General features: G+C 63.5%; 20 protein-coding genes and 1 tRNA gene. 12 read left to right on the top strand and 9 right to left on the bottom strand.

The features are described 5' to 3' along the window. The first annotated feature begins 197 nt into the window (after positions 1-197). From ACN9M2_RS02655 to ACN9M2_RS02645, 3 genes are all read left to right on the top strand, one after another. Positions 198-386 carry a DUF6229 family protein gene (locus tag ACN9M2_RS02655; protein ID WP_306850975.1) on the top strand — a complete coding sequence of 63 codons (189 nt, stop codon included), beginning with the start codon at positions 198-200 and terminating at the stop codon, positions 384-386. 87 nt (positions 387-473) lie between these two features. Beyond that, on the top strand, positions 474-3,344 hold the full coding sequence (locus ACN9M2_RS02650) for a type 2 lanthipeptide synthetase LanM family protein (protein ID WP_426286631.1): 2,871 nt from the start codon (positions 474-476) through the stop codon (positions 3,342-3,344). A gap of 109 nt (positions 3,345-3,453) precedes the next feature. Beyond that, on the top strand, positions 3,454-4,278 hold the full coding sequence (locus ACN9M2_RS02645) for a DUF5694 domain-containing protein (protein WP_426286630.1): 825 nt from the start codon (positions 3,454-3,456) through the stop codon (positions 4,276-4,278). A gap of 93 nt (positions 4,279-4,371) precedes the next feature. Here ACN9M2_RS02645 and ACN9M2_RS02640 read toward each other — a convergent pair whose 3' ends face one another. Continuing rightward, positions 4,372-5,250, bottom strand: coding sequence for a LysR family transcriptional regulator (locus ACN9M2_RS02640; protein ID WP_426286629.1), 879 nt, complete (start codon positions 5,248-5,250; stop codon positions 4,372-4,374). A gap of 109 nt (positions 5,251-5,359) precedes the next feature. Here ACN9M2_RS02640 and ACN9M2_RS02635 point away from each other — a divergent pair, with 109 nt between their 5' ends. From ACN9M2_RS02635 to ACN9M2_RS02625, 3 genes are all read left to right on the top strand, one after another. After that, on the top strand, positions 5,360-6,292 hold the full coding sequence (locus ACN9M2_RS02635; protein WP_426286628.1) for an NADP-dependent oxidoreductase: 933 nt from the start codon (positions 5,360-5,362) through the stop codon (positions 6,290-6,292). Between the two features lie 41 nt (positions 6,293-6,333). Next, on the top strand, positions 6,334-7,212 hold the full coding sequence (locus ACN9M2_RS02630; RefSeq protein WP_426286627.1) for an SDR family oxidoreductase: 879 nt from the start codon (positions 6,334-6,336) through the stop codon (positions 7,210-7,212). A gap of 184 nt (positions 7,213-7,396) precedes the next feature. Then, positions 7,397-8,440 carry an alpha/beta fold hydrolase gene (locus ACN9M2_RS02625; RefSeq protein ID WP_426286626.1) on the top strand — a complete coding sequence of 348 codons (1,044 nt, stop codon included), beginning with the start codon at positions 7,397-7,399 and terminating at the stop codon, positions 8,438-8,440. 162 nt (positions 8,441-8,602) lie between these two features. Here ACN9M2_RS02625 and ACN9M2_RS02620 read toward each other — a convergent pair whose 3' ends face one another. From ACN9M2_RS02620 to ACN9M2_RS02595, 6 genes are all read right to left on the bottom strand, one after another. Further along, positions 8,603-9,193, bottom strand: coding sequence for a DoxX family protein (locus ACN9M2_RS02620; RefSeq protein ID WP_426286625.1), 591 nt, complete (start codon positions 9,191-9,193; stop codon positions 8,603-8,605). Further along, positions 9,177-9,857: a hypothetical protein gene (locus tag ACN9M2_RS02615; RefSeq protein ID WP_426286624.1), complete on the bottom strand. Its 681-nt coding sequence runs from the start codon at positions 9,855-9,857 to the stop codon at positions 9,177-9,179. The genes ACN9M2_RS02620 and ACN9M2_RS02615 overlap by 17 nt, the downstream gene beginning before the upstream one ends. Further along, positions 9,854-10,687, bottom strand: a complete 834-nt coding sequence (locus ACN9M2_RS02610; RefSeq protein ID WP_426286623.1) for a DUF692 domain-containing protein — start codon at positions 10,685-10,687, stop codon at positions 9,854-9,856. The genes ACN9M2_RS02615 and ACN9M2_RS02610 overlap by 4 nt, the downstream gene beginning before the upstream one ends. Next, the gene (locus tag ACN9M2_RS02605; RefSeq protein ID WP_426286622.1) at positions 10,684-10,989 is read right to left on the bottom strand and encodes a hypothetical protein; all 306 of its coding nucleotides are present in this window, start codon (positions 10,987-10,989) and stop codon (positions 10,684-10,686) included. The genes ACN9M2_RS02610 and ACN9M2_RS02605 overlap by 4 nt, the downstream gene beginning before the upstream one ends. Next, positions 10,986-11,942 carry an MBL fold metallo-hydrolase gene (locus ACN9M2_RS02600; RefSeq protein ID WP_426286621.1) on the bottom strand — a complete coding sequence of 319 codons (957 nt, stop codon included), beginning with the start codon at positions 11,940-11,942 and terminating at the stop codon, positions 10,986-10,988. The genes ACN9M2_RS02605 and ACN9M2_RS02600 overlap by 4 nt, the downstream gene beginning before the upstream one ends. 311 nt (positions 11,943-12,253) lie before the next feature. Continuing rightward, entirely contained in the window at positions 12,254-12,382 is a 129-nt protein-coding gene (locus ACN9M2_RS02595; RefSeq protein WP_426286620.1) for a hypothetical protein, read from the bottom strand. A 461-nt stretch (positions 12,383-12,843) separates the two neighbouring features. Here ACN9M2_RS02595 and ACN9M2_RS02590 point away from each other — a divergent pair, with 461 nt between their 5' ends. Continuing rightward, the gene (locus tag ACN9M2_RS02590; protein WP_426286619.1) at positions 12,844-13,314 is read left to right on the top strand and encodes a DUF488 family protein; all 471 of its coding nucleotides are present in this window, start codon (positions 12,844-12,846) and stop codon (positions 13,312-13,314) included. On the opposite strand, the gene ACN9M2_RS02585 is transcribed toward ACN9M2_RS02590, so the two are convergent. Next, complete coding sequence (locus ACN9M2_RS02585) at positions 13,274-14,101, bottom strand: hypothetical protein (RefSeq protein ID WP_426286618.1); 828 nt, start codon at positions 14,099-14,101, stop codon at positions 13,274-13,276. The two genes, ACN9M2_RS02590 and ACN9M2_RS02585, sit on opposite strands and share 41 nt — an antisense overlap. 469 nt (positions 14,102-14,570) lie before the next feature. Beyond that, positions 14,571-14,644 (bottom strand) — tRNA-Gly (locus tag ACN9M2_RS02580). A gap of 135 nt (positions 14,645-14,779) precedes the next feature. Between ACN9M2_RS02580 and ACN9M2_RS02575 the strand changes: the two genes are divergently transcribed. The 5 genes from ACN9M2_RS02575 to poxB are packed head-to-tail and all read left to right on the top strand — an operon-like array spanning position 14,780 to position 19,058. Next, positions 14,780-15,472 carry a hypothetical protein gene (locus ACN9M2_RS02575; protein ID WP_426286617.1) on the top strand — a complete coding sequence of 231 codons (693 nt, stop codon included), beginning with the start codon at positions 14,780-14,782 and terminating at the stop codon, positions 15,470-15,472. A 46-nt stretch (positions 15,473-15,518) separates the two neighbouring features. Then, the gene (thiS, locus tag ACN9M2_RS02570; protein ID WP_426286616.1) at positions 15,519-15,719 is read left to right on the top strand and encodes a sulfur carrier protein ThiS; all 201 of its coding nucleotides are present in this window, start codon (positions 15,519-15,521) and stop codon (positions 15,717-15,719) included. A 29-nt stretch (positions 15,720-15,748) separates the two neighbouring features. Then, positions 15,749-16,549 (top strand): thiazole synthase, encoded by an 801-nt coding sequence (locus ACN9M2_RS02565; protein ID WP_426286615.1) that lies wholly within the window; start codon positions 15,749-15,751, stop codon positions 16,547-16,549. A gap of 2 nt (positions 16,550-16,551) precedes the next feature. Continuing rightward, the gene (trmB, locus tag ACN9M2_RS02560) at positions 16,552-17,277 is read left to right on the top strand and encodes a tRNA (guanosine(46)-N7)-methyltransferase TrmB (RefSeq protein ID WP_426286614.1); all 726 of its coding nucleotides are present in this window, start codon (positions 16,552-16,554) and stop codon (positions 17,275-17,277) included. A gap of 47 nt (positions 17,278-17,324) precedes the next feature. Next, positions 17,325-19,058, top strand: a complete 1,734-nt coding sequence (gene poxB / locus ACN9M2_RS02555) for a ubiquinone-dependent pyruvate dehydrogenase (protein ID WP_426286613.1) — start codon at positions 17,325-17,327, stop codon at positions 19,056-19,058. Positions 19,059-19,185 lie beyond the last annotated feature (127 nt).

The following is a 19,185-nucleotide window of genomic DNA, read 5'->3' as shown; positions in this document are numbered from 1 at the left end:
GTCGTGGCGGCGTCTTCGCATGGTGCCAGACACCGATCACCGGCATGCGTCGTCTCTTGCGCGCAAATTCGGCAAACAAGGCAAATCCTTGCCCCGGAGTCATCAGAATGCTCCGGCGGCGTCGTCGTGGACGCGCCCGCCGCGACGCGCTTCTTCAACGTCCGGGCGCACATTCGTAACACCTGAGGAGTACTCGTATGCAGACCGACAAGATCCTGGCGGGATGGTTGAGTGGCGCCGACAGCGTAGGTGGGTATGACAATCCGGCGGGTTCGCTCTACACCGAGGGCCATGCCCAGACCGTGATGGCGATGACCAGCACGGACATCGCACTGATTTCCAACTGTAGTTCCTGTACGGCCTCCCGGCCGGGCGTCTGCTGCTAACACGCGGTAGCCGCGATAGCCGTGGCCAACCACCACGGCTATCCCTTCGCCATCCTAGAAACCGCAACGGTATCGTCGGGACCGCCCATGGATGCATCCGCGCCGCAGAACGCCTTCGCCCCTGTCATCGCCTTCCTCACGGACCACGTACGCCTGCGGCTCGCCGAGGACATCGCTCGCCAAGCCGGGCTCGACGACGTGGAGCGCCTGCTCGTCGCAAAGGTCGCGGAACGCGCCTTGCTCGACAACGCCGAACGAAAGCTCAACCGCGTGCTCCTGCTGGAGCTGCATGCGGCAAAACTTTCCGGTGACCTGCCCGAGGGGACCGAGGCCTCGCGTTTCGCCGCCTTCGTCGCGCAAGCCATGACACCGGGATTCATCGCGGCGATCGATCGCCGCTATCCCGTGCTGACACCTCGCCTCACGAAGGTGCTGGACCAGCAGCGCCATGCCATCGTCACCATGCTTTCTCGGCTGGCCGCCGACCGTGAAGCCTTATCCCTCTTCGTCGGAGCCGATCTGGGCGAGCTGCGCTCGCTGTACCTCGGCGAGGGCGATGTCCATGAGGGCGGACAGTCCGTGGCGCGCCTGACCTTCGCCGGCGGTACGGTCATGTACAAGCCGAGGTCGTTGCGCGTCGACGCCGTACTGGACCGCTTTCTCGACACGGTGCTCCACGACGATCCCTCACGCATACGCGTACCCGCGGTGCTCGATCGGGGCGACTACGGATGGAGCCGCCATGTCGACCATGTCCATTGCACCGACGACGCGCAGTTGGCCGTCTTCTATCGCAATATCGGGCATTGGCTCGCGGTCATGCGATTGCTCGGCGGCACCGATATCCACTACGAGAACCTGATAGCGTCGTCCACCATCCCATACGTGGTCGACGTCGAAAGCCTGTTCGTCACGGAGATTCCCCTCCCGCCCTCGCAGAAGGGCGAAGCGGTCGACCTCGCGCAAGCGCTCATCCGCTCGTCGGTGCTTCGCACGGGGCTGGTACCATTTCGTGCACCTGTGCTGGGCCTGGACGGCGTCGACATCTCCGCGATCGGCGCGCTCCAGGGTGAGCAACCGAAGATCCGCGTGCCGGAGATCGTCGATGCCGGGACGACCGACGCCCGGGTCGGACTGGTCAGTGTCGAGATCGAGACCGGCAAGAATCACCCATGTACCAACCCCGACATTTCGCGCTTCTGGGAAGACATCGTCACGGGTTTCCGCACGATGACCGATGCGCTCGTCGAACGGCACCGCAGCGGGGCGCTCGCGCCGTTGCTCGAAGCCTTCGTCGGCTGCCGCATACGACGCATCCGGCGGCCGACACAGGCGTATGTCGAGGTGATGCGCATGCTCTGGCATCCCGCGTCGCTGCACGACGAGCGGGCCGCCATCGAGCGTGCCCGCGATCTCCTGGCACGAAATGCCGCCGTCTCGCCCGTCGCCCCTTCCGACCCGGCCCTCATCGCCGGTGAGATCGACGACATGCGCCATGGCGACGTTCCCGTCTTCGCCAACGTTCTGGACGAGTCGCAGCGGGACGAGGTGTTCCAAGCCTGGCTGGACATGCGCATCGAGCTGGAGGAACTGACCATTCGGGGCGCCCTCGTCACCGCCCACCTCAATGTGCGGCTCAACGACGACAAGCGTTCGCCCTACGATCTTTCCGCCCGGAACACCCATGCCGGGGACCTGGACCGGCGGCGGCGGTCGATGGCCCGGGAGACGCTCGAACAGCTCCTGCGCCTTTCCGTGCGCGGCAACGACGGGACCATGACCTGGATCAGTCCCATCCTCGGCCGTGGCGGCTGGACGATGCGCACGCTGCAGCCGAACCTCTATGTCGGCCTCGGCGGCATCGCCATCGCACTTGCCGGCTATGCCGAGGAGATGCGTCACGGACGGCTCGACGAGGTCGACGGCACCATGAAGGCGTTGAATGGCGTGCTTCGCATCCTGCGCACGGCGGAGGACACCGACGAAGCCGAGGCGATCGGCGGTTTCATCGGCCTGGGTTCACAGGTGCAGACGTGGCTGACGCTCGACCACCTTCACCCCGGCGAAGGCTTCCTCGCGCGCGCCGTGGCGCAGGCGACGCGCATGGAACGCTGGGACATCGAGAACGAACGCGTGCTCGATATCCTCGAAGGCGTCGGCGGCGCGATCGTTCCCTTGCTCAACCTAGCCGAAGCCACCGGCGATTCGCGCTGGCTTGCGCTCGCCGGACGCGCGGGCAGGCATCTCGAAGCGGTGGCCATCGTCGATGAACGCGGGGCACGCTGGCCCGCTTCCATATTCGACGAGCCGATCGGCGGGTTCGCCCATGGCGCGACAGGCACCGGTTGGGCGCTCACGCGCCTCGGCCTCAGCGATGCCGGCGACGCGGACGACCGGCACCGTTGGCTCAACCTCGCGGAATTGGCATTCGATTTCGAAGAGTCGCTATACGACATGAAGGCGGGCAACTGGATCGACGTGCGCAAGCCCGACAGTGGCGACTTCGCGAACACCTGGTGCCACGGCAGCGTCGGCATCGGGCTGGCCGCGTGCGACCTCTACGACCGAACGAGGCACCCGCGCCACCTGGATACGCTGCGCCGCGCGGTGCGCGCGGCGGCCGACGGCGGCTGGGGACACAGTCACACCCTCTGCCACGGTGACCTCAGCACCTGGGAGTTGCTGACGCGCGCGACGCGGCTCGATCCCTCCCTCGTGCCCGATACCGCACTACCTGCGGCGGCCATCGTGCTGTCCAGCATCGAGGAGCACGGCATCGTCGGTGGCCTGGCACGCGATGCGTTCACCCCCGGATTGATGAGTGGCGTCTCGGGATCGATCCTGCAGTTGGCCCGGATGCATCCGGCATGTGCGATGCCGTCGCCATTGCTGATGGAGTATCGCGTCGCCGTGGCTTCGCACGGAGCGGCTCACGAGTACGACGTTGTGGCGACTTAGCCGTCCTTGCCAGGCATGACCGGAGTCCGCCGGTCATGCCATCAGTCATGCCAACCATTCGGGCAGGTGTGGCATCTCACCCCCTCATTCGCCATCGCAGGGGTTCAACATGCATCGCTGGATATCCGTCACCTTCCTGGCCTTGGCGTCGCTCGCCGCCACGGCCCAAGAGGCTCCGAAAATGATGTTCCTTGGTTCGGGCCACCTGGCCAACCACAATCGCGACGTGGCCAATACGCAGGTGGAAGACGTGCGGACGCCCGCACGCCAGGCCGAGATCGAGCAGATGGTCGCGCGGCTCGCCGCGTGGAAGCCCACGCACATCGCGATCGAATATCCCTATGCCAAGCAAGCCGAGCTCGATAAGCGCTACGCGGATTATCGGGCCGGGCGTTACACCTTGTCGGCAGACGAAACCGACCAGATCGGATTGCGGCTGGCCAAGCAGCTTGGATTGCCGCGTGTCGATGCCGTCGACTGGAATGGGGACGCTCCAGGCAAGGACGCAGACTACGACTGGATGGCATGGGCGAAAGCACATGGCAAGGCCGACTTGCTGGAGAAGACCGTCGCTCCATGGAAGGCCACGGCGGCAAAGGAGACCGAATACCTGAAAGGCCACAGCGTGACCGACTGGTACCTCATGTGGAACGACCCCAAGCACATGAACGAGGACGCGAAAGGCTACTTCGAGCTCCCGCTCTTCGGCGACGACACCAACAACCCCGGCGCGGCATGGGTCGGTCAGTGGTATGCGCGCAACCTGCGCATCTTCACGCATATCCGCGCACTGGCGACGAAGCCGGGAGACCGCGTGCTCGTCATCTATGGCGCGGGCCACGGACCGCACTTACGCAAGGACGCGGTGGAGTCCAACGTGTTCGAGTTGGTCGAACCGCAACCATGGCTGACCGGAAAGGCGGCTGACCGCTAGACGACAAGGGAGTACGCTCGACGGCATCGTCGATCTACACGTCTTCGATTACCTCACGGCTGGCAGCATCACTGGGCTGATTCCCCATCTATCTCAACGGATGGCGAACGACCCGCCGGGGTACTGCTGCGCCATGAACTCGACGAAGGCTCGCACTTTCGGGCTTTGCAAGCGTCGCGACGTATGCAGCACCCAAAGCTCGACGTCCTTGCCCGCGATCCCCCATGTCACGAGGCCCCCGCTTTCGAGCAGGTTTCCCACGATCGATTGCGGCAGCAAGGCGACACCCGCGCCCGCGGCAACGGCATCGCGAACCATCAGGAGCGACGACAGGCGCAACACGGGTTGCGGTTCGATGGCGAGCTTGCCGTTGCGAACGGTCCACACATCGCCATCGCGATAGGTGGACATGACCACGGCCGGCATCGGGAAAGGCCCGTCCCGGCGACCCTTGGGCATCGGAATGGATGGCGCCGCGGCAAGAACCAGGCGATCCCGGGCGAAGCATCGCCCGACGAGGTCGCTGTCCTTCTGCGGATTGATGCGGATGGCCACGTCGAAATGTTCATCGACCAGATTGACGAAGCGGTCTTCCGACACGGTCTCGATCTGTACTTCCGGGTAGCTCTCCAAAAACTTCGCGGCGAGCCCTCCCAGGGCGAGTTGCGAGAACAGCTGCGGCGCCGCGATACGTAAACGACCGCGTGGCATCGCGAGGCCATCGCGTACGGCGGCGAACGCCTCGGCGATCTCGCGCATGGGTCCTTCCGTGCGCCCCACCAACAACTGGCCTGCGTCGGTCAGCTCCAGCCGTTGCGTGCCGCGCTCGATCAGGCGGGCTCCTAGTTCCTCTTCCAGATCCCCGACCCGGCGCGACAGCGTTGCCTTGGAGCGGCCTGTGGCACGGCTGGCCTTTCCAAAGCCTCCGTGGGTTGCCACGAGATGGAAGTCATCGAGCGCATTGATATCCATGGTGTCTCGTATTTGATACCAGGTGTCTCGATTCTATGGTCTGTGTATCGAATGTGGAACCCCTTATCGTTTGGTCCGTACCCCACCGAACGCCAAAGGAAATGCATCGATGAACACTATCCGCGCCCTGCAACTCGCCGCGTACGGCGGCCCGGAAACCATCCGGACGTCCTCCGTCGACGCCCCTGTTCCCGAAGCCGGCCAGGTCCTGGTCCGCGTCCACGCCGCTGGAATCAATGGACTGGACTGGAAAGTCCGCGAAGGCTACGTGCGGGATGTCTTCCCGTTGCAACTGCCAACCACCCTGGGCATCGAACTCGCCGGCGTGGTCGAGGCTGTCGGCCCCGGCGTGACGCGGCTGCGTCAAGGCGACCGCGTCATGGGCTCGCTCGGACGACTGGGTGCTTATGCCGACCTGGTCGCCGTCGACGAGGCCAACCTCAGCCTCGTACCCCAGTCATTGGGTTTCGTGGAAGCCGCCGCGTTGCCCGTGGCTTCCGTGGCGGCATGGCAGAGCCTTCATTTCGCCGGCCCGCTACGGGCCGGCCAGCGCGTCCTGATCCAGGGCGCCGCGGGCGGACTCGGCGGCTTCGCCGTGCAGTTCGCCCATCAGGCGGGTGCCGAGGTGTTCGCCACCGCGCTGGAAGATCACCGCAATTACGTCCGCGGCCTCGGCGCGGACCACGTCATCGCTTACGACCAGGAACAGTTCGAAGATCGCGCGAGCGACATCGACCTTGTACTCGATTACGTCGGTGGCGAGGTGTTGAGCCGCTCGTGGTCCGTGCTCGCCGATGACGGCGTCATCGTCAGCACCGCATCGCCGGCCATCGCGTCGAACACGCCCACAGGACGCCGCGGCCTCTGGTTCGTGAATACGCCGGATGCCACTCGCCTGCACGCGATCGCCGAAGACGTGGCGGCGGGCCGCCTGCAGTCCAAGGTCGCCGCCGTCGTGCGCTTCGACGACCTCCCCGCGGCGATCGAACGCAATCGGACCCAGCCACAGCTCGGCAAGGTCGTTGTCGATTTCTCTATCTGAATCCGTCACCCCTCCCCTCTTAAATCACCGGAGTAAACATCATGACCATTCTCGTTACCGGAGCCACCGGCAATGTCGGCCGCCACGTCGTCGAACAGCTCGTGAAGCGCGGTGCAGACGTCCGCGCACTCGTACGCGATCCTTCGAAGGCGGACTTCCCGGCAAGCGTTACCGTCGCTAAAGGCGACTTGCTCGACGTCGACTCCCTGCGGGCAGCCTTCTCGGGCGTCTCCACGTTGTTCCTGCTCAATGCCGTGACCGCCGACGAATACACCCAGGCACTCATCGCGCTCAACGTCGCCCGCGAGTCAGGCATCGAACGCATCGTCTATCTGTCGGTAATCCATAGCGATATCTACGTGAACGTTCCGCACTTCGCGGGGAAGCACGGCGTCGAGCGCATGATCGAGGACATGGGCCTCCACGCGACGATCCTGCGACCGGCCTACTTCATCAACAACGACCTTTCGATCAAGGACGTGGTGACGGGGTATGGCATTTATCCCATGCCTATCGGCAGCAAAGGCCTGGCGATGGTCGATACACGCGACGTTGGCGAGATCGCGGCCATCGAACTGCTTCGTCGCGAGCAAGCGGCAGAACCGCTTCCGCTCAACCGGATCAATGTCGTCGGCCCCGACACGCTCACCGGAACGGATGTCGCGGCGATCTGGACGGACGTGCTTGGCCGCCCGATCGCCTACCCGGGTGAAGACATGGCTGGGTTCGAGCAGAACCTCCGCCAGTACATGCCTAGCTGGATGGCTTTCGACATGCGCCTGATGGGTGAGCGGTTCGTTACCGAGGGAATGGTGCCGGAGGCTGGCGATGTCGAGCGGCTGGTGGCCCTGCTGGGGCGGCCGCTTCATTCGTATCGCGGGTTTGTGGAGGAGGTTGTTGCGGCAGAACGAACCGATTGATGTCCATCGCTCAACACGGTGGGGCCTCGCGCGTGACTAGTGACAGGCCCCGCCCGAACCTACGATGGACGCGGCCTTCGACTCGACGACTGGAAGATTCAGATGACGGATTCAGTGACCCCATTGAACGACGCAGGCCGGGCACCACTGCGTTTCGCTGCAACGGCGGCGGGATGAGGTCCGTATGACCAATCACGTGGATTTCCTGCGGCGCGGACTGCTACGCGGCGTCGCGGCGGGTGCGGGCATCGCCGGCCTGCAACTGGCTCTGGGTGGCAAAGTGGCGTCCGCCAGTGGCATCGGATCACCCGCATTGGCCCTGGCGCATTTGAAGAACATCGATGCCGGTGTCTTGAACATCGCCTACTACGAAGCGGGACCGGTAGATGGGCCCGCGGTAGTGCTTCTGCACGGATTCCCGTACGACATCGAGGCCTACGCGGAAGTCGCCCCCATCCTGGTGGCAGCGGGTTGCCGGGTGATCGTTCCCTATCTGCGCGGCTTCGGCCCCACGCGCTTCCTGACCGCGGGCACGCTTCGTTCGGGCGAGTTCGCGGCATTCGGCGCAGATCTGCTGGCACTGCTCGACGCATTGTCGTTGCCGCGCGCCGTGCTGGCGGGATACGACTGGGGCGGCAAGGCGGCCAGCGCCGTCGCGGCCCTCTGGCCCGAACGCTGCGCGGGCCTGGTATCGGGCAACGGCTATGCATTCTCCGATCCGGCTGCGGCGTTGATCCCGGCGAAGCCCGAAAGCGAAATGCCGCTCTGGTGGCAGTTCTACTTCCAGACCGAGCGAGGACGCGCCGGCTACGCAAAGTACCGCCGCGAGTTCAACCGGCTTTTCTGGAAACAATGGTCACCGACCTGGCGCTTCGACGACGCGACCTTCGCACGCACGGCCCCATCGTTCGACAACGCCGACCATGTCGAAGTCTCCATACATTCGTTCCGCCACCGATTCGGCGCAGTCCAGGGAGACCCCGCCTATACCGGGATCGGTCGTAAGCTTGCGTCGCTGCCCGCGATACCGGTGCGCACGGTGACACTGGATGGCGGCGACGATAGCGCCCATCGCCCGACCGACGGTTCGGCCCAGGCGGCGAAGTTCACGGGGCCACGCGTACACCGCGTGATACCAGGGGCGGGACACAACCTGCCGCAAGAGGCGCCTAGGGCATTCGCGGACGCGGTGCTCGAGCTCGTTCGCGCGGACCGTCGCGCACGCTAGCTGTAGCCGTGAAACTCGTCTGAGTGGGAAAAGGAATCGTGGCGAACTCGGCTCGCTGCTGGCGCTCTTGGAGCAATAGCGCAAAACGGGCCGGGTAGACCTCTACCGTCTTGGTGCATCAGCTTGATGCATCAGCGGCCGGAGGGCCGATGTCCTCACCGCTCACTTTGGCCAGCGCGGGAAAACCCGGGCGAACCAATGATCGGCGCTGACATAACGTCCCGCGCCATAGAAGAACAAGATCATCACGAGAATGGTATAGGTCACGGTGAATTCCATGCCGTTGTTCAAGATAACCGGATCGCCCAGCTCGGTGACATAGTTGAATCGGCCCGGGAAGGACTGCGCCAGCCAGGACATGAGGCCGTCCAAGCGCAAACTGGCCTCCGTGGTCTTGCCGGCGATCGCCGCCCATCCATGGGACCAATGCACGGAAAAGCCCGCGACCGTCATCAAGATCATCAAGGGAATCGCCACCACGCGCGTCGCCAGCCCCAATGCGATACACACCAGGCCCACGACTTCGGTGCCGGTCGCCAGGGCCGCCATCACATACGGCAACGGCAAACCCAGTCCGCCTTGAGCCACAGGTGTCCCAAACCACTGCACGACGCCACTGAAACCAGTGAGTTTCGCGTGGGCCCCCACGTAAAGCGTGGGCAACAGGTAAAGCCGGATGGACAATAGCGCTATGAAATCGAGCCGGCGGGATCGGTCGAGGAAGCGGTTCAGCAGATCAAGCGGACTGGTCATGGAGCGCCTCAAATATCGGTGAGAAGGAAAGGAGGTTCTCCCGCAACGCTTCGGAGAGCCAAGAATCAAAAGGAAACGTTGTCACCACGGGGCCGGCTTCAAAGCGCTGCAATCGGGCGATGTCGACCGCACTGAGGGGCTGGGTGACCACGTGGTGATCGGCCCTGCGATACACGGCATAGACCAGAGGCGCCTCGTTTTTCGGCGATGCATCGATGAGAGCGTCCGCACGCAGGAGATCGATGGGCGAAGCAATCCAGCGCAGGGTGGGATTGAGTTCCAGTCGGCCGCCCTCTTGCTCGTCGACAATGGACCACATAGGCACTACAGCTGGGTGTACTTCCACGTCGAAGAGCAGCCACTCGTATTCGAGCACGATGCGATCGATGCGATTCCCCAGCTTCCCCTGCATGAACTCGAGAAACTCGGTGCCCCGCTGGATGAACGGTGCGCGCGATGCGCCGTGGATAATGCAGAAAGCTTCGATGTCGGCATCCAGCTCATCCGCGCCACGCTGCGCCACGAACCGCGGGAACATGCTCGTCAACATTTCCCGCATCGTGGCGCGGATCAATGCGCCGTATGGGCCAAAGCCGCCCTGACGAATCGCAAGGCAGCGTCGTTCCGCTGCCGCGTACAACTCGTCAAAGCCCCCGGTAGTCACGCCCAGGCTCCCCGCGCTTCCAGCATGGCCTGGTGGACGGTGCCCAACTCCCGGCAAAGGTCGTCCAGACTCGGCACGTGATTATCCCGTTCGAGCACCACAGGCCGCCGACCAAACCGGGCCACGGCGCGCGCACCCAATTCCATCACCGCAATGGATACCGGCGCACCATGGGTGTCGAGAACCTGATCGTCGGGCCCTTGGTCCAGGTGTCCGGCCACGTGGTAATAGGCGACCGCGTCCGCGGGCAAGGCATCGAGGAACTCCGCCGCGTCCCAGCCATGGTTGCGTGAGTTGACATGGACATTGTTGATGTCGAGCAACAATGCACATCCCGATGCGTCTACCAGGCGAGCAAGGAATTCAGCCTCGCCTATCTCACCGTCGTCATCGACGTAGTAAGACACGTTCTCCAGCGCCAGCTGGCGGGACAGAAACTCCTGCACGGTTTGAATCTTTTCGACCATCCAATGCAGGCTGGCCTCAGTCCGAGTCACGGGAACAAGCTCATACAGGTACCCGCGGCTGTCGCGGGACATGCTCATATGATCGCTGTAGGTCTGGATGCCGTAGCGGTCAAGAAAGCCCTTTATCGAGTTGAGATACGCCCAGTCCAGCGGCTGGGTGTCTCCGATGGAGAGGCTTAAGCCGTGCGCCACCATCGGATATCGGGACGCCAGGGCTTCCATGACCTCCGCACTTTCTCCACCCAGGCCCATCCAGTTGTCGGGAACGACCTCCAGGAAATCGATATCCGACCGCACCGGACCTCTGGCAAGGCGGCGCGCGAATTCACGCCGAAGGCCCAGTCCGCGGCCATGCCCATTCATTGCCCACAAACCCCCTCGGCCAGTTTCCGTGCCGTCGACACCTCGGCGTCATGCCCCTGCGCCGTCAACCCGCACTTGCCATCGCGAGTGCGAACCAACCGATCCTGCGGATTCTGCTTGATCGGCGCCTTGCTGTAGATCTTTTCCGTACCGCACTTCCCGCTGGCGCATTTGCCACCGTGCGATGCGGCAGCGGGAGCGGTCGACGGGATCTGTGCCGCTTGCGCATGCACGGGCGCACTGATGGCGCCGAGCGCTGCCAAGGATGACAACGCGATCGAGAGCGTCAGTGAGTTGTTCATCGATGACTCCTGTTGGCTTCCGGGACGGGGTAGCAGGACAAATCGCGGCTTTCGGCGATCGGCCCGTGGTAGTACCGCTGGATGATTCGCACGTTGCCGTCCTTGTTCTTCAGCGACGACCCCATGAAGTGGTTGAGGACCAGCATCTTCGGCTGGATTGCCGCAGCCAATTTCCCCACCATGGAGGGAGGCGCGTGGAGAAACCTGGAGCCTTGGTTGGCGTCGTCGTCGATGGCGACCGGCATCACCAGAATGTCTGCACCTTTGGCGAAATCGACAAACCCCGCGCGGCTTCCGTTTTGATCGGCGGAGATCACGATCGTGCCGTGCTTGCCCTCGACACGGAATGCCAACGTCGGAACCACCCCATGGGGAATACCGAACGCGTAGACCTTTACGTCTGCGTCTTGATAGACGAGGCTCCGCTGAGCCGCGTGCGTGTCGACGTCTTCAATCGGTTTGACAGTGAGTTGCAAGCCATCGCTGCCATCATGGAGGCCCTCCAGGTACGCAAAGGACCCCGTGCCTGCGCCGAACATATCCTTGAAGAAGGCAGTCATGCCGGGGAAGGCATCCGACCCGGTGGGACCAGCCAACGTGACCGTGTTCGGTGTGGCCATGAAGTAGCCGCCCTTGAGAAGGGCTGGGAGATCTGCGCTGTGGTCGGTGTGAAAGTGCGAGATACCAATGAAACGCAGGTCTTCCAGGCGTGCGCCAGCCTGTCCGAACCGCAAGTACGTGCCGCCACCCGCGTCGATCAGCAAGCGCGACTTTCCATCGATCCATATGACTTCGCCCGACGACGCGCGGGCATCGTCGGAGATGGGACCGCCGGAGCCCAGCAATTGAAGGGACATCGCGCCGGCGGAGTTGCAAAGCGGCTCGGTGGCGAATGCGCCAAAGGACGTTGCCATCAGGCTGAGCGCGCCGACGGCTCGCAGGATGTGTTTCACGGTAAGACTCTCCATGTTGGGCAGCCGCTGTGCATTCGCTCGACAGCGGTGCCGGGAAGGCATAGCGTCGCGTGGACGGCTTGAACCGTTATTTCGCGAGGGGTATGCGCAGTCGCGTCATTGCATCCATCGCGCGCGCCACTCGGAGACATACGATGGCTGCTACGCCGAGGTCATCTGCATTCGCCTGAGATGACGCCATACCAGCGGGGGACTTACCGTCCCTGATTGAAAGCTCTCGTGAGTGTCTACGAAAAGCCGGGCTATCCATTGTTCCTGTCCATGCTTTCTCCATCAGTCCAATACTTCACCTACTTGTGAAGGCGTTTCTCCAACTCTGCAGCTCGCTTCGCCGTCTCTCTGACCACACAGTCGGCGGATGTCACTTGATCGATCGTACCGGTATCTTCGGGAAGGGCGCAACGCCGTTCCTTGTCCACGAGCCACGTCCTCTCCACGAATTCTCAATGCAGTCTTTTCCTGAACACTCAGGCGCACCGAAGCATTTCGGCGGTGATCGCTCCATCACCGCTAATACAGTCCGTGTATGGCTCCCGAATCCCAAAGGATGCATCGATCAACATGGGGAAAATTCTCACGCGATAGAAAAAAACCGCGCTGTCTTCGGATAAAGACATGGAGAATTCCTTAATGCCGCCGCACCCACGTCCGGGGACAGATTCTTGTGATGCTTGCCTGGCGTCGACGACCTCTACCCTCACGCACCTTCGGGCGACGAAAGCCTCAAAAGAAGTGGGCGTACCGTGGTTCGATATTCCGTCGCGTCGCCCGGTGAGACCCTGACCTTGCCGGGGCTGAAGCCCGCGTGGCCCAGCCAGCCAAGGATTACCCTGACATGTCGACCCTCCGCTAAAATCATTGTATTGACAGAGGCACCGCAATGAATCTCTTCACCATCGGCTACGAAGGATTGAACATCGACGACTTCATGTCGCTGCTATCCAAGCACGGCATTGAGACCGTCGTAGACATCCGCGAGTTACCTCTTTCCCGGAAGCCAGGCTTCTCAAAGAAGGCATTGGCGAACGCTCTCAACCTGTCCGGCCTGGACTATGTTCACATGGTCAAACTGGGTTGCCCCAAGCCAGTGCGCGATGGCTACCGTGCTGATGGAGACTGGAAACGGTATACCTCGGGGTTTCTCAAGCACCTCAGGACGCAGAAGGAAGCCATCGACGACCTGGTCGAGCTAGCGCAATCCTCAACCTGTGCTCTGCTTTGTTTCGAGGCGGACTTCAATTTTTGCCACCGCTCCATGGTCGCCGAATCCGTGAGTCAAACTTGCTCGGCAAAGGTCAAACATATCGCTGTTAAAGCAAAACCATTTGGCATTCATCAGGGCGGCGCCTAGGCGGGTAGATCAAGCTGACGATGAGCCACTGCTCCTGAAACCGGTGCAGGTTCCCCATCAAGAACATCAATTCCTTATTGCCAAGGTCTTCTTCCAACTTGGCACGAAACGGCCCCTCCCAGCCACTGCCGTAGCTTTGTCGGCATTTCCAATAGAGCGCCCCGGCTTCCCAATCCACAATCTTGTGTCGATGCTGTTTCTCGCCGTCCTGCGTGTCGTATAGATAGCGATAGTAAAAATCAAAGGGAACTTTGCGTAGCTGCTTTAGCTCCCTACGCTGCTCAGCTTCTGAGAACAGACTTCCCTGCATTTGATCCTGCAGCAGTTTCTCTCGCTCTTCATCGGTCCAGTCAGTATGTCGGGACTTGGTAATGTCCAAACCGAGCAGTCGTTTGGGCCGAAGCAAGGCGAGCGATAACCCATCGGTGAGGCGCGCGGCCTCAATGGCGTCGAAGCTTTCGAAGGAGGGCATCTTGTCGAGCCACGGCCAGCGGCCCGCCCAAGCGTTCTTGGTGTCGATGACCTCACCGCAATGGATCGTGTCGATGTAGACCTTGTGGCTCTCGGGGCGATGGTCCTTGCTCGCCTTTTCAACCCGGACCTCCACCCATTGCCACTTCTTGAACTGCCGCACATCTTCAACCATCCGAAACGGCACCGGGAAGAGGCGCCGCATGCTCCCGTCGTGGGCGATGCCTGCCACGCAGGAGGTTTCGACATATTGCGCGCTGGGCGAAGGATACGTTTTCGCCAATATCAAAATTCGTTCGACTCGTGCCAAAGCCATGGCGCCGCCTCCCTGTCCCTTGATGCCCAGCCGCTGCGATGCGGCGGAGCAGTTATTTCTCAACCTGGATTGGTCAAGACCTTTGAGAAGCACTTCGTGCCCGTGATGTGGTACGAGGTGAAGCATGCAAAAAAAATAATGTCGATGGAGTCAGGTCCGTCGCCCATTAAATGTCCGCCCCGCCCTTCTGGACGCCACCGAGGGTGTCCCATCCAGCCCAGCACTGCGACAACCAGCCGAACGGTCTCCTTGGTCGCGCATGAAGCGGCGCACCAAAAAACGTGACCTAGTGACGGCGCACAGCGACGCCAGGACGAGGAAAGTGGGCATAGAGGCCGCTGTGGCGCGGCAAGCGCTTTGGCACGAAACGATACCCTGGACGACACTTCGGATGAGGTCGTTCGGGCCCGCTGACCAAGTCAAAAAAAGACGTTGTAAAGTAGGCGCTTAGCTTCGGCAAGGCCGAAACTGGAGCGGGTGAAGGGAATCGAACCCTCGTCAGTAGCTTGGGAAGCTACAGCTCTACCATTGAGCTACACCCGCGTCGGGCATGGATGGTAATACGACAGTGGCGACGGGGGAAAGGTGGCGGGTGGCTGAACGCGCCCGTGGGTTCTTACGCCGGCTCCAGGCTCCGCGCGCATAATCCGGCGAGGGAATCCCTACGAGGGTCGTGCCATGCGTCGTGCGTTTTCGCTTTCCGTCGCCATCGGGCTCGCGCTCGGCGCGGGTGTCGTGGGTGCGCAATCGCGCACCGTCTCCACGGCCGACATGCCCAAGCCGGGGGTCAGTTATATCTCCGGGCCCTCCGTACCCGTTCGCAAGGACACCGTGAGCACGGGAAGCCTGCCCCAGCCGCCCCGGTTCTATGTAGGCGGTCAGGTCTCAGTGGGTGGTGACGGGTACCGGGACCAGTCGGACTACGGCGATGGCTCCGTGGCGGAAAGCGGCTACTACTACGGCGGTGGCTATCCTCCGGGCTACGGCTACGACCGGGACAACCGGCGCGGGCACGGGCACGACGGCCACGACAACGGGCACGGCCATGACCACGATGACCCGGGCAATGGTCATGACGGTGGCCACGATCACGATCATGGGCGGAATGGCTCGTTGAGCCTGGCCGCCCCGTCCGGTGGAAACGCCTCGGCCAGCGGCGCCGGGGTGAAGCTCGCGCCGCAGCGGCCTCCGGAGCGGGACAACCGCTGGCGGAACGGCTGGAATGGCGGCTATGGGAATCCGCAGCCACAACCCGGTACCGGGATGACGAACAGCAGGGCTCCGCAACCGGGCACCGGCATGGGCTCGGGGAACCAGCCGGGGACGGGGATTCCGTTGCAGGGTGGCGGGAACGGTTGGCGGGGGCGGTGAGGGTTGTCGTGGTTCTTCCAGAAGATGGGTTGGGTACAATTGGCGGATGCTGATCACTCTTAACGGCGACGCGCGCGAATGCGCGCCCGGCACTTCCGTGTCCGCCCTGCTCGACGCCGCCGGTTATGCCGGTAAGCGGGTGGCGGTGGAGATCAACCTCGAGATCGTGCCGCGCAGCGCGCACCCGACGCACCTGCTTGCCGAAGGCGACCGGGTAGAGATCGTCCATGCCATTGGCGGCGGCTGACGCCCCGCGCCCTCCGACGGATAGCCCGTATGAACCATTTCTCTCCCGCCGCCGACGACCTGCTCACCGTTGCCGGCCGCACGTTCCACTCGCGGCTGCTCACCGGCACCGGCAAGTACAAGGATTTCGACGAGACCCGCCGGGCCACCGAGGCCGCGGGTGCGCAGATCGTCACCCTGGCGATCCGCCGCGTGAACATCGGCCAGGACGCCAGCCAGCCGAACCTGCTCGACGCGCTGCCGCCCGATCGGTTCACCCTGCTGCCGAACACGGCCGGCTGCTATACCGCCGACGACGCCGTGCGCACCTGCCGTCTCGCACGTGAACTGCTCGACGGGCATAACCTGGTGAAGCTGGAAGTGCTCGGCGACGAACGCACGCTCTATCCCGACGTGGTGCAGACCCTGGTCGCGGCCGAGAAGCTCGTGGCCGATGGATTCGACGTGATGGTCTACACCTCCGACGATCCCATCCTCGCCCGCCGCCTGGAAGAGATCGGCTGCGCCGCGATCATGCCGCTGGCGGCACCCATCGGCTCGGGCCTGGGCATCCAGAACCGCTACAACCTGCTTGAGATCGTGGAGAACGCGAAGGTGCCGGTCATCGTCGACGCGGGTGTCGGCACCGCATCCGATGCATCCATCGCGATGGAGCTGGGCTGCGATGGCGTGCTGATGAACACGGCCATCGCCGGCGCGAAGGACCCGGTGCTGATGGCGCACGCGATGAAGCTCGCCGTCGAAGCCGGCCGCGCCGCTTTCCGCGCGGGACGCATCCCGCGCAAGCGTTTCGCTTCGGCATCGAGCCCCGTCGACGGGCTGGTCGGTTGACCATGGCACACGACGACGAAACACCGGGCGACACCCCGTTCCACCGCCGCATTCGCAGCTTCGTGTTGCGTGAGGGTCGCATGACCCCGGCGCAGCAGCGCGCGTTCGATGACCACTGGGCACGCTTCGGCCTCGACTACACGGGCCATGAGCGCGACCTCGATGCCACCTTCGGCCGGCACGTGCCACGCGTGCTGGAAATCGGCTTCGGCAACGGCGAAGCGCTGGCATGGGCGAGCGAACACGATCTCGCGCGCGACTACATCGGCGTCGAGGTGCACGGCCCCGGCGTCGGCCGCCTGATGAACGCGCTGGCTGCACGCGATGCGTCCAACGTGCGTCTGTACAAGCACGACGCCGTCGAAGTATTGGAAAACGAGATCCCCGCGGGCAGCCTGTCCGAGGTGCGCATCTGGTTTCCCGACCCATGGCACAAGAAGCGTCACAACAAGCGTCGCCTCGTGCAACCCGCCTTCGTGGCCTTGCTCGCGTCGCGCATGGCACCCGGCGGCTTGCTGCACCTGGCCACGGATTGGGAAGCCTACGCAGAGCACATGCGCGAGACGATGGAAGCCGCCGAAGGCTGGCGCAATCGTGTCGGGCCGGGCGAAACCGCGGAGCGTCCGGCGTGGCGCATCGAGACGCACTTCGAGCGCAGGGGCACGCGACTTGGTCATGGCGTATGGGATTACCTATACGAATGGATAGGCCCGACGACGGACTCTTGACCGTCGTCGCGGCATAACATGGCGCTTCGTGCCCACGGAGTGTCCCCATGTCCATCTCCAACCTTGCCGACCTGATCGCCGAAACCCTCGAAGAAGCCGGTATCCGTCGCATCTACGGCGTGGTGGGCGACAGCCTCAATGCCATCACCGATTCGCTGCGCGATCGGCACCGCATCGACTGGGTGCATGTACGCAACGAGGAAGCCGGCGCGTTCGCCGCCGGCGGCGAATCGCAGCTCACGGGACAGCTCGCCGTTTGCGCAGGAAGTTGCGGCCCCGGCAACCTGCACCTGATCAACGGCCTGTTCGACTGCCATCGTTCGCGCACGCCGGTGCTGGCCATCGCCGCGCACATCCCCAGCGCGGAGATCGGCAGCGGGTATTTTCAGGAAACGCATCCGACGGAACTCTTCCGCGAATGCAGCGTGTATTGCGAAATGGTGTCCGATCCGGCGCAGATGCCCTTCGTGCTCGACGCGGCGATCCGCGCGGCGGTCGGGCAGCGCGGCGTGGCCGTGGTGGTGATCCCGGGCGACGTGGCCATGCGCGCGTCGCCGGTAAAGAAGGTGACGCCCGCGGCGGGCTTGCTTCCGCCCGCGCCGAAGGTCATCCCCGCCGAGCGCGAACTCGATGCCTTGGCGGCCCTGCTCAACGCAGGCAAGCGCGTCACCCTGCTTTGCGGTCGTGGCACGGCAGGCGCGCACGGCGAACTCATCGCACTCGCCGACGCGCTCAAGTCGCCCATCGTGCATGCGCTGGGCGGCAAGGAATATGTCGAGTACGACAACCCCTTCGACGTGGGCATGACCGGCCTCATCGGATTCAGCTCGGGCTATCACGCGATGGAGGATTGCGACACGCTGCTGATGCTCGGCACCGATTTTCCGTATCGCCAGTTCTATCCGGAGGACGCGAAGATAGCGCAGGTGGACATTCGTCCCGGCAACATCGGCCGTCGCTGCCGCGTGGAGCTGGGCGTGGTCGGCGATGTCGGCGAGACTCTGCGCGCACTCCTTCCACGCATCGAGCCCAAGCGCGTGCGCGGCCATCTCGACCGCTGCCTTGCCCACTATGCCCGCGCCCGCGAGGGACTGGACGAACTGGCGAGGATCGAACCCGGCCATGACCTGATCCATCCACAACAGGTGTCCCGCCTGGTCAGCGAACTGGCCGAGGACGATGCCGTGTTCACCTGCGACGTGGGCACGCCCACCGTATGGGCCGCGCGCTACCTGCGCATGAACGGCAAGCGCCGCCTGCTCGGCTCCTTCGTGCACGGCTCCATGGCCAACGCCATGCCCCAGGCCATCGGTGCACAGGCCGCCTATCCGGGCCGGCAGGTGATCTCGCTGTCCGGTGACGGCGGCTTCTCGATGCTGATGGGCGACTTCATCACCCTGGCCCAGGAAAAGCTGCCGGTGAAGGTCATCGTGCTCAATAACGGCACGCTCGGCTTCGTCGAGCTGGAGATGAAGGCGGCCGGCCTGCTGGAGACCGGCGTGGAACTGCGCAATCCGGACTTCGCCGCCATGGCCAACGCGATGGGTATCCACGGCCGCCGCGTGACCCGCGCCAGCGACCTGCCCTCGGCCATCGCCGAAGTGCTTTCGCACGAAGGCCCCGCGCTGCTGGACGTGGTGAGCAACCGCCTGGAGCTGTCCATGCCGCCGAAGATCACCGTGGAGCAGGCGAAGGGTTTCAGCCTCTATGCGCTGAAGGCGGTGATGAGTGGCCGTGGCGACACGATCGTCGACCTGGCACTGAGCAACCTCAGCCGATGAGCGGATAGGAAGCACCGAGGGTCCGGTGCCGCAAGCTTCAGCCGGGAGCCACCCCCAGCGCGTATACTCCTGCGGCAATATCCACAGCCTGGCAAGACCATGCCACCGCACGCCTCAACCGACCGGA

Source organism: Luteibacter sp. E-22 (assembly GCF_049913125.1).
In the GTDB taxonomy this organism is placed as follows: domain Bacteria; phylum Pseudomonadota; class Gammaproteobacteria; order Xanthomonadales; family Rhodanobacteraceae; genus Luteibacter.
The sequence above is the reverse complement of the archived record's forward strand: the minus strand, read 5'-3'. Positions and strand labels throughout refer to the sequence as shown.

Excerpts from the sequence above, each read along its gene's own strand:
- ACN9M2_RS02655 (WP_306850975.1), top strand. The coding sequence starts at position 198 with ATGCAGACCGACAAGATCCTGGCGGGATGGTTGAGTGGCGCCGACAGC.
- ACN9M2_RS02650 (WP_426286631.1), top strand. The coding sequence starts at position 474 with ATGGATGCATCCGCGCCGCAGAACGCCTTCGCCCCTGTCATCGCCTTC.
- ACN9M2_RS02645 (WP_426286630.1), top strand. The coding sequence starts at position 3,454 with ATGCATCGCTGGATATCCGTCACCTTCCTGGCCTTGGCGTCGCTCGCC.
- ACN9M2_RS02640 (WP_426286629.1), bottom strand. The coding sequence starts at position 5,250 with ATGGATATCAATGCGCTCGATGACTTCCATCTCGTGGCAACCCACGGA.
- ACN9M2_RS02635 (WP_426286628.1), top strand. The coding sequence starts at position 5,360 with ATGAACACTATCCGCGCCCTGCAACTCGCCGCGTACGGCGGCCCGGAA.
- ACN9M2_RS02630 (WP_426286627.1), top strand. The coding sequence starts at position 6,334 with ATGACCATTCTCGTTACCGGAGCCACCGGCAATGTCGGCCGCCACGTC.
- ACN9M2_RS02625 (WP_426286626.1), top strand. The coding sequence starts at position 7,397 with ATGACCAATCACGTGGATTTCCTGCGGCGCGGACTGCTACGCGGCGTC.
- ACN9M2_RS02620 (WP_426286625.1), bottom strand. The coding sequence starts at position 9,193 with ATGACCAGTCCGCTTGATCTGCTGAACCGCTTCCTCGACCGATCCCGC.
- ACN9M2_RS02610 (WP_426286623.1), bottom strand. The coding sequence starts at position 10,687 with ATGAATGGGCATGGCCGCGGACTGGGCCTTCGGCGTGAATTCGCGCGC.
- ACN9M2_RS02605 (WP_426286622.1), bottom strand. The coding sequence starts at position 10,989 with ATGAACAACTCACTGACGCTCTCGATCGCGTTGTCATCCTTGGCAGCG.
- ACN9M2_RS02590 (WP_426286619.1), top strand. The coding sequence starts at position 12,844 with ATGAATCTCTTCACCATCGGCTACGAAGGATTGAACATCGACGACTTC.
- ACN9M2_RS02585 (WP_426286618.1), bottom strand. The coding sequence starts at position 14,101 with ATGGCTTTGGCACGAGTCGAACGAATTTTGATATTGGCGAAAACGTAT.
- ACN9M2_RS02575 (WP_426286617.1), top strand. The coding sequence starts at position 14,780 with ATGCGTCGTGCGTTTTCGCTTTCCGTCGCCATCGGGCTCGCGCTCGGC.
- thiS (WP_426286616.1), top strand. The coding sequence starts at position 15,519 with ATGCTGATCACTCTTAACGGCGACGCGCGCGAATGCGCGCCCGGCACT.
- ACN9M2_RS02565 (WP_426286615.1), top strand. The coding sequence starts at position 15,749 with ATGAACCATTTCTCTCCCGCCGCCGACGACCTGCTCACCGTTGCCGGC.
- trmB (WP_426286614.1), top strand. The coding sequence starts at position 16,552 with ATGGCACACGACGACGAAACACCGGGCGACACCCCGTTCCACCGCCGC.
- poxB (WP_426286613.1), top strand. The coding sequence starts at position 17,325 with ATGTCCATCTCCAACCTTGCCGACCTGATCGCCGAAACCCTCGAAGAA.